Origin of the sequence: Paraglaciecola sp. (assembly GCF_039942875.1) — a bacterium.
GTDB lineage: Bacteria > Pseudomonadota > Gammaproteobacteria > Enterobacterales > Alteromonadaceae > Paraglaciecola.
Map to the genome: position 1 here is coordinate 1 of NZ_JBDVBQ010000010.1, position 11742 is coordinate 11742.

Sequence of the window (11742 nt, forward strand, 5' to 3'; positions counted from 1 at the left end):
GTATCGATTTTTTCTGATAGTGATACCACTCAAATAAACGACAGCGTTCAAAATTAGATAAATGTGAATAGTGGATTCCCATAGTACACCTCCGTAACTAATAGCTTAGTAAAGGTGGTGCACTTCAACCTTGAAGCTGGGCTGTGATTTAGCTAACTTTAAAAATGGGTGTCTTGTTTATTTGTGTTGCTTCAAAACTAAATTTAATGTTCATCTGACCCCGATTAGTTTTCCTCGTCAGTCATATGCGAAATTTGCTGCCAATCCAAAAGCATACGACTCAGTAAAAGTTTATGCCTACGCACTGTATTGGGCGCTAAGCCGGTATTTCTGGCGATATGATGGTTAGAATAGTCAGTCGTCAGAAGTTGTCTCACCATTTCTTTTCTAGTTTGAATTTTCATTGTCGAGCCTTAATAGGTCATGTTTAGCCATCACCATTCGAAGTGATAGCTAAACCAATTTAGTAAATTCAAGACACGCGCACGCATACCTGAAAAACAGGTGTTGAAATTTTGTGCGGAAAGACTATTATGTGGATGTCGGCGTCAAAATCGGCAAACACTAAAAAAGCTTGGGAGTCCTACCTCTTAAGCTTTTTTGCTTTCTGGTCTTGGGTGATAGTGTTATTTATTTTCAAGTTCAGTGTCTATTTTTCCATTTCACCTCCTTTTTTACTTTCATAACGACTTTTAGCCAAATAACAGGCAACGTCTTTAACTAACACAAAGTACCCACGCCTTTTCTCCATTTTAAACACTGGAACAGGTACCGTCTTTCTTACAATAGACTGGCGCAGCGCTTCTTGAGATACAAATCCCAACGCTTTAAGTAAATGCTCTCCCGTTATAACAGGACCATGCAGTTTTAATAAATCCTTTTCTAACGCTTCAGCGAACACCTCAATCTCATTCAATGTGTTATCTACCTTTTTGTTTATAACCAACCGTGACTTTTCCTTTAGATTTTACGCTGGTTTTTGGATAACCTGTTAGTGTCTAATTTTTGAGCTTTTGGACACAGTTTTTAATCGCGAAAATAATTTTATTATCGAAATATCAATGAATTGAGATAACAACATAAATTTCGCATAAATGTATGCGAAATTTTGAGGGGCGGCACTTGAGCAAAAAATGCCAAAACTTGAAGACTGTTAGAAAACTAGCAACACAACTTTATGTGGCTGGACTTGTTGAACGTTCGGGTGGGTTGTCACTTGGCCTGATTGAAAAAACGTTCAAAAAGTCACACAAAATACCCAATAAACAATATTGGGAAAGTTACTCAAGGACATTTTATAAATACGCAAGAGGAGAATCTTGTATAAAAGACCAATCACTTATCCTACATATTGATAAATACGAAGCTTACAGAGGGGTAAAAGAGGTATTAAACCATCCCCTTTGGTTGATTTTGGAAAACCCAGATGCCTCATTACATGACGTACACGCATACATGCACCAATTAAAACCGAGCTTTCAGCAACGCTTATTCAAACTTGATAAAAACATCAACACCCTAACCAGAAAATATTGGAGTCATACTGACCAGCTTTCTCGCATCAGCATGGAAAACAATTTGGATGCACTAGCTTGCCTGATTATGCTACTCAGAGAAATGGAATTACTCAACAAATGGCACGCCTATGTAAAGGTAAAATGGGAGGTACACTTTCTTTTTTTGAGGTTGTCTTACTTCGATCCACTTCTGTCGATTCGCGAGGTTTTATACCACTTTATGGACACCTACTTTTTTGATAAGCATCGTTTTATTACAGAGCGTTATTTTCCAGCAACACGTCAACTGATGTATACACACTTTAGACATGCCTTTAAATCGCCACAATGCATCAACGATTTTACAGGTTATGATGAAATCAATGCCGAACTGCTGAAATACGCTTATCAGTTATCAATAAAGACTGATACAAAAGAGACAAAACTAATATTTTTATTTTGGGTCGTAGAGTTTGGTTTAACTAATATTGTTAAAGCATTTGAGTGCTCACCGCCAGACTCAGACTCTTTGTTACAAAGATTAACCAAAGCATGCACTAGTACAAATACCCGTAAATATCTTAAACATAGTTATATTCTTGAGTTTTAACTGACCAGTAATAGGCACTACAGCAAGTTTGGTAGGCAACTCATTCTGGTTTGATTAGGCAAAACATACCAGCGATATTAGGCAAGTTTACCGGTGTCACCAACTAGTGGCACTGCCACAAATTGCCCGTCCCGCTTGCAACGACTGACCACTTCTACCGGTATGCCCTGCCTGAGGCTCTGGTGATATTGCCCACGTCAGACAAAGAAAAGCCCTATCTATTGATAGAGCTTGCGGGACAATGAACAAAATCAAAGTGATCTGCCCCTTCGATCCGAGCTTTTGCAGAATTTACTTAAATTTACTACGACCCTTTTTATTCTAAAGCAGAAGCATTAAGAAATTGATTGCTACAGAGGAAAACGCAACCTTTCGAAAACCTTTGTACAGAGACAGTATTGCTATAACTGCAATAGCTATAAGTAAAAAATTAGCAAATAAATAATGATCCGAAGAACGGTACATGAGTCCACTGACCTCACTACCAAATTTATATAATTCTGGTGATAAGAGGAAGCTAAAAACACTAACTCCTCCAATCAAAATCATTAAAGTAGCTACCATATATACAATTGAATTTATAATTTTCATTTCTCAATAATCGACTTTCAATGGTATGTTCTGTCTAAAGGGGTTTTGTTCAAAATAAGTGTTAAATTGATTAGTAAAACTATTCATATGTATAGTTAAATCGACACACCCTGCAGATCCTGCAGTTGATCCACCATGAACTGAGAAACCACTTCTTCCAAAGGTTTCCGTACCTGCTACGGGGGTTGCCCAGACTCGATGTTCTCCCCATGAACCTGTGCCACCAGGCCAAGGCCCGCGTCCGATAAGAGAGAGTAACTTATCTCCACCAGGTACATCAGCCCAGTTTTGTAGTTGATCTTGTTCTAACAAATAGTCACCTTCGGGAATAGGCCCGTAGTCCACCTCGTCTTGATCAGCGGTAGTAGATCCTGGCCGCCCTGACGCAGCATCCCACTCTTTTACGGTATTGCCGTCATCATCCTTCCATGTAAGTTTTTTTCCATTGTAATGAAGTTCATCATTAAACGCTCTAGAAAACGCCCCAGTTACAGCACCATTTGCAAACTTTCCTCCTGTAATTACTGAGGTAGTTCCTCCAATTACAGCAGCAGCTATAACTCGCTGAGCACTAATGCCGCTAGTTGTCGAATCAATACCATCAATTCCAGGAGCAGCAAATTGAGCCATGCCCGCAGATGCAAAACCATGACCAAACTTCCCACCTTGAAGTACAGACATGACTCCACCCGTCATACCGTGTGCTAATACTTTTCCAAAGTGTTTTGCAGAACCAAATGCTACGTCAGCATTACCAAACGCACTCCCGACCCCGTAGAATACCCCAGCCGTAAACGCACCTGTTAATGCTCCTTTGAGAGAACCTGTCGCTACATAGCCAGCCAACGCCCCCGTGGCAACAGTTGCTCCAAATCCTCCGGCAGCAGCTCCCCAAATTGCGGTAGAGCCTGGTAAATAGACACTGATTACAATCACTGCTATAGGCTTTAATATTTTATCTCTAAATTTAGTCCAGGCGCTGTAACCGCTAGGGTCAGTGTAAGACATTGGATTATTAAACACATAGCTATATCTATTGTAAGACTGGCTATTTTTAGGCGCTTGTATCAACGGATCAGCCTGCAAAAACCTCCCCAGCGTTGGATCGTAGATCCGACCGTTCATATGAATTAATCGGCTTAAATTTCACTAAGTCGGGATTGACCTAGCCAAGTGTGCAACCCCTTGTGTACTATGCATTCATTGCCGAAAGCAAAGCGTTTTCAAAACTAACGAATAAATAAATTTAAACAACGATAGTATGACAATAAAGAAAAAATTCAATTTAGCAGACAACGAAGTTCAGTGTTGGTCGCCGCATACACATGTGACTGGGGAAGTGTTTTGTTTGGAGCACCTTGATGCTGAATTGATAACTTACCAAGACAGTAAACAAGCTGATATCTGCTATAAATTTTATATCACTTATTCACACCATTGTTTTACTAAAGATGAGCATACTACTCAGGCTGGCCAGAATTCGGTTTCACAGTATCCATCACCTAAAGACAGACGAGCTTTTCACATTGGTCGCTATAACTTATCAAAAAGTCTTCCGCAAATAATCAGAACGCTACCAGAGCAGTTTGTTTATCATGGTGGCTATGACAACTATTGCAGTGCAACGTTTACAGATCCCCAAGGTAATGAAATTGTTTACCAGATAGTTTTTTCTGTTTTCCGTAGTCAGAAAAAACTACGCCTACATGTCGAGAGTGCATATTTACTGGATAAGGGCTTGGGTAAAATCAAGAAAGTGAAGTTTGAGAAGATTGCTTGGGCATTGCTCAGAAATAAAAAATTACCTAGGCCAGCAAATTAACAAGTGCCAGATGTAACAAAGGCCCCCTTAAGGGAGCCTTCGCCAAGAATTAACTTGGTATTCAGAACATCTTTACCGGCACCGCCTCGACCATATAGGTAATGGAATGTCATGCTTTCGCATGTCTGCTGCATCCTTAACGGCACAATAAAGTACACGCTATGTGCATATTATCGTACTTCCCCCTAAGATAAGTCAAGATTATATTATTGATTAGATAACGCTGCTGGATGAGTATTGCTATACACTTCCCTTAATTTCGCCATGCTCACATGCACATATACCTGAGTAGTGGATAAATCAGCATGTCCTAGAAATTCTTGAACATGCCGAATGTCAGCACCTCTATCGACCATATGAGTGGCGGCTGCATGACGATACTGGTTACAAGCACCACCTTTTCTTATGTCAGCTAGTCTAATGTATTTGGCTACCAACTCTGATAACTGCGTTGGTCTAAACGGTTTGCCGTTATTCGCCAAAAACAATGTTTTACCTGAATGCTTATTGGCTAATTTAGGTCTGACTTCTCTCAAATATCGATAAACTAAAAAACAGGATTTTCTAGCAAAAGGCACATAACGGTCTTTGCCTCCCTTACCTTGATATACTCGAAGTTGATATTGCTCAAAATCAATGTCGTCTACCGTTAGCTCACCCAATTCAAATCGCCGAATACCAGAAGCATAATAGGTTTCCATAATGGCTCTATCACGCACTCCCGTTTGTCCATAAAAAGACGTTTGATTGAGCACTTTCTGTACTTCATTCTCACTCAAAACGGGCTTGGGTAATCGTCTCCCTAATGTTGGCAATTCAAACTTTTCAAAATGATTGTTAGGAATAATATCCTTGACGAACAATGCGCGTAAAAACACACGCACAGCGGTTAAGCGATTCCTACGGGTTCCCTTACTTAATGGCTCATCGCTCTGTGGCTTACGGTACTGGTTTAGATACTGCTGATAACTATCTAACACATCGACATTAATGTTAAGCACATCATCAATTTTAGCGATACAACACCATTGTGCAAATAAAGCCAAGTTAAACGCTTTGTCTTTAACCGTTTTTTCGCTTTGGTCTTTTGCTCTGCAATATTGAAGATAATAACAAACACAATTTTCAACAGAATTAGTATCAGGTTTAATCAACATGCAGCCCCCCTAGCTCTGTTAATGTAAACCGCATCAATTCTGTGTACACATCTTTTCGATACCAGTAGATTGCTTGAGGGGCATTACGCCTCACTCGTTTAGCAAGCTTGACTCCACATGCAGCAATAACCTCAGCCTCATCATTAAAAATTGGCTCTACTACACAACCACGAAATAATTCATGTCCAGTATCTTTAATTAACGCTAGTCTCTGCAAGCAACCTCGAAAGGCTCCTCCCTCGTCTGTTACTGAGCGATTGATATAACGATTGAGAGTACGATCGCAATAACCAAACTTTCCACTCACCAAATTTAGCTCTTTTAGGCCAAGCTCTGTCAACTGACTACAAACCTGTGCGTTAGCCATCAACTGATTATGATAATAATCAAAAGTCTGAGTCAGTAATATGCCATCGCTACTTACCATACTCATCATGGTTTCGTATTCTGGAATAGAAAAATCATCAAACATTCTCAGCCTCCTTTTGCACTTTTTTTCTTAACATCAGACGTTGCCTTTATGCTCCTAAACGCGATGTCATGATTGAGTGATAAACGATAAGACATGGGTACGATACGGTCGAGTATCGCATCCGCTATTGTGTCTCCACCAACAGCCTTGTGAAGCACTTTTGTTTCAAACTGAGTGGTAATTACTAAAGATGCTCTTTTTTCGCGTTTTTCGATAAACTCAAACAACACGGCTTGTTCTTCATGAGTCAATTTATCGGATACCCAATCATCTATAATTATGACGTCAATCCTGAGTAACTTTCTAAGCATTGTTCGCAGCTCACCTTCCTTCTCTGCCGCTACCAAGCGAATAAGTAGATCACGATATCGAAAAAACTGGACGCGAAATCCATTCGCAATCACCTCGTTACCGATAGCACACGCTAAATGTGTTTTGCCACTTCCAGTTGGGCCTTCAATGAGAACATGCGCCTTCTGATCCAACCAACCGCATGACTGAATATGAGTAAAAACCGCTGGCTTTATTACTGCACGCAACTCTGCTGAATTGGCTAACGTAGCATCTGGCCATCTCAGTGCTGCAAAGCGCCTCATGCGAGTCGCCGAAACCGCCCTATTGTGTTCGATTTGTTTATCTAATAGAGACTCAAGCAAATCGGTAATTGATAGCAAATCAATATTTGCATCCTTACAAGATTGTTCGATACAACTAGCAACAGTCGTGAGCTTAAGTGCTGTTAGTTTGTTTTCAAGTGGTGGCAATATCATAGCTGCACCCCTGCATTTTCAAAATAGTGACCGCCCCGAATGATACTGTTAGACGGAATAGAACTGGAGGTTGCTGGTAACGACTTAAACACACCTGATTTCAGAATATGTTTAAACATATTCCAGTTGTTCTCATGACCGTGAGCAATAGCATATGCACAAGCACCAATAACGTCGTCTACTTCAGCGTTTTTACACAGCTTTTGAAATTCTCGGCAGTGCTGATTTCCACGTCTAGATAACGTATATTTAGATGTAAATAGATGTCTAATGAAAGTGGTAACAACATCAGAATTAAACGTCTCTGTTGCCCACTCTTCATAGTGCGCCAAAGGCTTATCATCGAACCACAAATGGTCAGGGTGTAAATGTCCTTTTTCCTTGGTAAAGCAACCTTTTTCAAAACTACGGCTATGCTGTGCTATCAATTTATGTCCAAACCATACTTCTATTCGAGTGGCATACACATGGACTTGCACTAGCTTATGTGCATAACGATAAGGCACAGAATAGTAATGCTCATCATACAAAACGGTGTAGTTACTAGGAATAGTCACATTCATAATAGTCACTATGGGTTCAAACCGTGTGGGTGTTAATTCATTGAGTATGGGCTTCACAAATTTATCGAATAGCTCCTGCCTAGATACATTTCGTTTTTGGAAGTTTTCTTGATTAAATTTATCCACCTCCTTGGCCAGAAATTTGTTCAGTGCCTCCAACGACCCAAACTTGTGCTGGCGCAGTATAGGTAGAATTCTCTGAGTGAAAATTTTCACAGATAACTCTCCTAGCGCTTTATCTTGCGGATGACCGGGACGAGCAGGTAAGACTGTCACGCCATAATGATTTGCGAATGCTTCAAACTTTGGATTTAAGGTTAATATCGGACGCACACTCGACACCACTGGTGCAGGGTTGTCTGGCACAATAATTTCAGGTAGGCCACCAAACGACTCAAATGCACTAATGTGGCCGCATATCCAGTCATCTGTAGTTTGACGAGGGGTAGCTCTGACATGAATTAAACTAGAGAAGCTACACGTCGCTACAAAAAATTGAATTGGCTTACTTGCAAACGAGCATTCCAAGGTCGCTCCTGCATAGTCCGATTGAACGGTCTCACCTGCTTTGTGAGTGAGTTTCATTGACAACTTTTGCGATTGGCAATATTTGCGAAACTCTCGACAGAATGTAGAGTATTTCATCGCGGTGCTGCTATCTTGTTCGGCATACTCTAAGTAAAAAAATCGACGGGTCATTCCTTTACGCTGCAATCTTTTGCACATATCTTCCCAATTTGGAATGCGATGATTTTGATGTCTCCTACCAGCTTTAGGAAAGCGAATAGTCATCACTTGTTCAGGCTCTAATTCCTTAAGTTCAGCTAAGCTAATTCCACTTTTCTTCCATCGTTTAATGCAGCGACCTACCGTCTGATGTGAAGCGCCTACAATCCTGCCTATCATTCTTTCACTAAGGGGGCTTTCGTTTTTTAATCTAATAATTTCTACAAACTGTTTACTTTTTTTCATGATTATCTCCAATATTGGAGGACGTACACTTTTACCCCAGCGAGTGAAAAACACGACGGTATCACTTGCATTTTTATTGGGGCCTACTACACTAAATTTGTCGGCACGAAAATCGACAATTTCAGAAAAAGCCTCAAAGCGTCAACTTTGAGGCTTTTTTGTACGACCTAGTAAATACAATTTAAAGTTATTGACGGGACTGTGTGGCCAACCAAAATGCAATATCTTTGATTAACACAAATTTTCCTCGTCTATTTACGATGGTAAAAGTCTTTACTGGAAGTGTTTTTCTCACAATGGCTTTTCGCATTGCATCCATACTCCGATATCCCAAGGCTTTTCTAAGCTTTTCTCCAGATATCAAAGGCGAGCCATACAATTCCAATAAGTCTTTCTCCAATGCACGAGCTAATAGCTCTATTTCTGCTTTTGTCAGTTAGTCACCTCTTGTCTCATTTGATTAAGGAAGTCTAAGCCTAGCCAATTGTCTGTTTTTTATCCTACACTTATGAAATCAGTATGTTTTTTTACTATCTAGTTGTTTTTATGACACTTATTAGATTTAGCTATGACGTGAAAATCCCTAACATTTGCATGCCAGATGTTGTTACTATCTATTCGTCACTACCTAGTCCGCTCAAAAAGCTCGCAACACAGGCATGTATTTACGATCTTATGCGTGACCAAAAGGTAGATGAAATTGGTGGACTGCTAGATGCACTTGAATCTAGTGATAGATATAACACTGAGCGTTTATGGCAAGAGCGAGAGTCTGGGTTCTATAGAAAAAAACTCAACGGCCAACCGTTAAAACAACACAGTAAAATCCGTTCTATCGGAGAGGTGTCGAGCCTAGCAATTCAAACACTCAACCATCCTTTATGGCGTTTACTGGCAAATCCAACTAAGGATAAAAACGAACTCATTTCTTTTTTTAAGCAATATCAAAAATACAATGGTAACAATAAGACTAGCGTCAAAACGTGTATAAAAAACTACTGTAGTGATCTCAAAAAATGCAGTGATATAGATCAAATGACTGCACACCTACTTTTATATATGTTCGAGTTATCAAAAACTAACCGCCATCCTCCACTGCATGACTTACATCGCACATTCAAATTCACACTGGTTTTTTTAGCATTTCAATACCCATTGTTGGATCATTGGGAATTTCTCAAAGTGATTGAATCCGCAATAAACGCAACTCATGTCAGTCGAAAACACTATCCAAAAGACTTTGCCTACACACCTGAGAAACGAGCTTATTTGGAAAAACCAAGTCCAATGTATTTCTCTGACATTTTTAGCAATGAAGACCTAAACCATTTTATAGTGGCTTATCAAAATGCGGCTGATTGGTTGTCTAAACAAGTACATCAAACCATCACCCCACAGGATTCAATTTGCACATTAGCTACCTTCCATCCGGCAGATATCCGTAATCTCAATATAGATACAAAAAATGAAATCCTCCGAAGATGGCAATCTATAAATGGTTCATCCACTTGCGCATAGTGTTCCACCTTAGCGAGAACACTGGTTCACAGAAAAAGAACAAGTGGTGCATTTATTGAGAATATGCAGCTGCATATTATCTTCAAAATGAACCACATCAACTACCAACTAGGAGCACGATACTCGATAAGGTGAACCACCCAATGCAAACAAACGAACCACTGTTGTATTAATTAGGCCTACTACCTCATTTTTATATTTTCTCTACAGCCATGACGATTTGGTGATGCTGCGCTATACTTTTTGTATTACAACTTTAGGTGATTCCCATGCCATATTGTAAATCTGCGATAAAAATCGAAGCGACAGCAATGGCTAGTGAAGTACTTTTTGCTTTTGCCAAAGCCCATACTTTTGAGTGCAAATTAATTGATATTGAGGACGTGAGGAAGCTAAGGTACGAGGAGAGCAATTATGAATAGCACGTTAGATGTGATGGCACTTTCCGAAGAGGTCGAGCAAGATAGTCAATCTGGGAAGTTAAGCAAAGACTTGCTAGCGCAAGGCAATACGCTTTACGGAATAAATCCAGCTCACCCAGAATTCATTGAGAGGATAACCCCAGATAGCCGAAGAACATTAGGGCAATTAAAAGATGTAAAATTCGAGGCCGAAATCAGCCTGCTAACGGATATTTGACAACAAAGCCCCTTTCGGGGCTTGCTGGTTAACTAATGGCAATTTTTGAAGCCAAAGGCAAATCAACGTCTACGACCCCATTGATTCATAGAAATATTCAAATTATCTTGGGTGTCCCCTTAAAACACAAACACTCTTACTTAAAACATAGACCAATAATAGAAATACTCAAATTATCTTGGGTGTCCCTTTAAATATGGTCTTCTACCCAGCCTCTACGATGCTCATAGTTTTGGCCCGAATACTTATCTACACCACACAAAAACGAACGACGCACACAACGTGATACGCAGTGGTAATAACAAGTGTCAGTCAAACACACTAAACTCGCTCGCTTCTGGGTCATAAAGCCTCCGAATTAGATTAAATCTATCGCAACCTCTTACTTAAAACATAGACCAGTACTAAAAACATTCAAATTATCTTGGGTGTCCCTTTAAATATTGGCCCGAATACTTATCTACACCACACAAAAACGAACGACGCACACAACGTGATACGCAGTGATAATAACAAGTGTCAGTCAAACATACTAAACTCGCTCGTTTCTGGGTCATAAAGCCTCCGAATTAGATTAAATCTATCGCAACCTCTTACTTAAAACATAGACCAGTAATAGAAATATTCAAATTATCTTGGGTGTCCCTTTAAATAAGCGGTTTGCTTCACGGGCAATAAATTCATTAAGATTACGCATAAACCAGCTGATATCGTGTAAACGCCTGCGATACTCAGCAATGGTTTCATCCAAGGTGATTAACTCTCCTTGGCTTAAAGGTTCGTCTCGCATAAACTTTTGGGTCAGTAAGGTACTTTTGTACAAGCTATGCCACACATCAAGCACATCTTTACTTGTCCAGCTCAAAGCTTTGTCTACATCCACATGCAACACTACATGTACATGGTTACTCATAACGGCAAACGCACAAATATCAATGGCAAACACCGATGATAAATACAATAACCTTTCTTCTACCCAGCCTCTGCGATGCTCATAGTTTTGGCCCGAATACTTATCTACACCACACAAAAACGAACGACGCACACAACGTGATACGCAGTGGTAATAACAAGTGTCAGTCAAACACACTAAACTCGCTCGTTTCTGGGTCATAAAGCCTCCGAATTAGAT

The 11742-nt window shown here is 40.0% G+C and carries 12 protein-coding genes and 3 pseudogenes; 4 read left to right on the forward strand and 11 right to left on the reverse strand.

Annotated features, from left to right (window positions below; genetic code table 11):
- Nucleotides 1-224: 224 nt before the first annotated feature.
- A complete protein-coding gene (locus ABJE44_RS02830; protein WP_348109836.1) occupies nucleotides 225-404 on the reverse strand; it encodes a hypothetical protein in 180 nt (59 codons plus the stop codon).
- Between the two features lie 245 nt (nucleotides 405-649).
- Nucleotides 650-946, reverse strand: coding sequence for a hypothetical protein (locus ABJE44_RS02835; RefSeq protein WP_348109838.1), 297 nt, complete (start codon nucleotides 944-946; stop codon nucleotides 650-652).
- Between the two features lie 176 nt (nucleotides 947-1122).
- Here ABJE44_RS02835 and ABJE44_RS02840 point away from each other — a divergent pair, with 176 nt between their 5' ends.
- On the forward strand, nucleotides 1123-2106 hold the full coding sequence (locus tag ABJE44_RS02840) for a hypothetical protein (protein WP_348109840.1): 984 nt from the start codon (nucleotides 1123-1125) through the stop codon (nucleotides 2104-2106).
- A 594-nt stretch (nucleotides 2107-2700) separates the two neighbouring features.
- Here ABJE44_RS02840 and ABJE44_RS02845 read toward each other — a convergent pair.
- Nucleotides 2701-3822: an RHS repeat-associated core domain-containing protein gene (locus ABJE44_RS02845; protein WP_348109841.1), complete on the reverse strand. Its 1122-nt coding sequence runs from the start codon at nucleotides 3820-3822 to the stop codon at nucleotides 2701-2703.
- 136 nt (nucleotides 3823-3958) lie between these two features.
- Here ABJE44_RS02845 and ABJE44_RS02850 point away from each other — a divergent pair, with 136 nt between their 5' ends.
- A complete protein-coding gene (locus ABJE44_RS02850; RefSeq protein WP_348109843.1) occupies nucleotides 3959-4519 on the forward strand; it encodes a heat-shock protein in 561 nt (186 codons plus the stop codon).
- A gap of 206 nt (nucleotides 4520-4725) precedes the next feature.
- Here ABJE44_RS02850 and ABJE44_RS02855 read toward each other — a convergent pair whose 3' ends face one another.
- The 5 genes from ABJE44_RS02855 to ABJE44_RS02875 all read right to left on the reverse strand — a co-directional run bounded on the left by ABJE44_RS02855 (nucleotide 4726) and on the right by ABJE44_RS02875 (nucleotide 8838).
- Nucleotides 4726-5676, reverse strand: coding sequence for a tyrosine-type recombinase/integrase (locus tag ABJE44_RS02855; RefSeq protein WP_348109845.1), 951 nt, complete (start codon nucleotides 5674-5676; stop codon nucleotides 4726-4728).
- Nucleotides 5666-6148: a hypothetical protein gene (locus tag ABJE44_RS02860; RefSeq protein ID WP_348109847.1), complete on the reverse strand. Its 483-nt coding sequence runs from the start codon at nucleotides 6146-6148 to the stop codon at nucleotides 5666-5668. Before ABJE44_RS02860 ends, ABJE44_RS02855 begins: the two co-directional genes overlap by 11 nt.
- 2 nt (nucleotides 6149-6150) lie before the next feature.
- Complete coding sequence (locus tag ABJE44_RS02865; protein ID WP_348109849.1) at nucleotides 6151-6918, reverse strand: ATP-binding protein; 768 nt, start codon at nucleotides 6916-6918, stop codon at nucleotides 6151-6153.
- Complete coding sequence (gene istA / locus ABJE44_RS02870; protein WP_348109851.1) at nucleotides 6915-8453, reverse strand: IS21 family transposase; 1539 nt, start codon at nucleotides 8451-8453, stop codon at nucleotides 6915-6917. The genes ABJE44_RS02865 and istA overlap by 4 nt, the downstream gene beginning before the upstream one ends.
- 187 nt (nucleotides 8454-8640) lie before the next feature.
- Nucleotides 8641-8838, reverse strand: a complete 198-nt coding sequence (locus ABJE44_RS02875) for a hypothetical protein (RefSeq protein WP_348109853.1) — start codon at nucleotides 8836-8838, stop codon at nucleotides 8641-8643.
- A 161-nt stretch (nucleotides 8839-8999) separates the two neighbouring features.
- On the opposite strand from ABJE44_RS02875, the gene ABJE44_RS02880 reads away from it, so the two are divergent.
- Both ABJE44_RS02880 and ABJE44_RS02885 read left to right on the forward strand, forming a co-directional pair.
- On the forward strand, nucleotides 9000-9971 hold the full coding sequence (locus ABJE44_RS02880) for a hypothetical protein (protein ID WP_348109855.1): 972 nt from the start codon (nucleotides 9000-9002) through the stop codon (nucleotides 9969-9971).
- Nucleotides 9972-10385: 414 nt separating this feature from the next.
- Nucleotides 10386-10610, forward strand: a complete 225-nt coding sequence (locus ABJE44_RS02885) for a hypothetical protein (protein WP_348109857.1) — start codon at nucleotides 10386-10388, stop codon at nucleotides 10608-10610.
- Between the two features lie 202 nt (nucleotides 10611-10812).
- Here ABJE44_RS02885 and ABJE44_RS02890 read toward each other — a convergent pair.
- The 3 pseudogenes from ABJE44_RS02890 to ABJE44_RS02900 all read right to left on the reverse strand — a co-directional run.
- A pseudogene (locus ABJE44_RS02890) lies at nucleotides 10813-10956 on the reverse strand (transposase); the annotation flags it as partial.
- 97 nt (nucleotides 10957-11053) lie between these two features.
- A pseudogene (locus ABJE44_RS02895) lies at nucleotides 11054-11167 on the reverse strand (transposase); the annotation flags it as partial.
- 98 nt (nucleotides 11168-11265) lie between these two features.
- Nucleotides 11266-11724 (reverse strand): annotated as a pseudogene (locus ABJE44_RS02900) (transposase); the annotation flags it as partial.
- Between the last annotated feature and the right edge of the window lie 18 nt (nucleotides 11725-11742).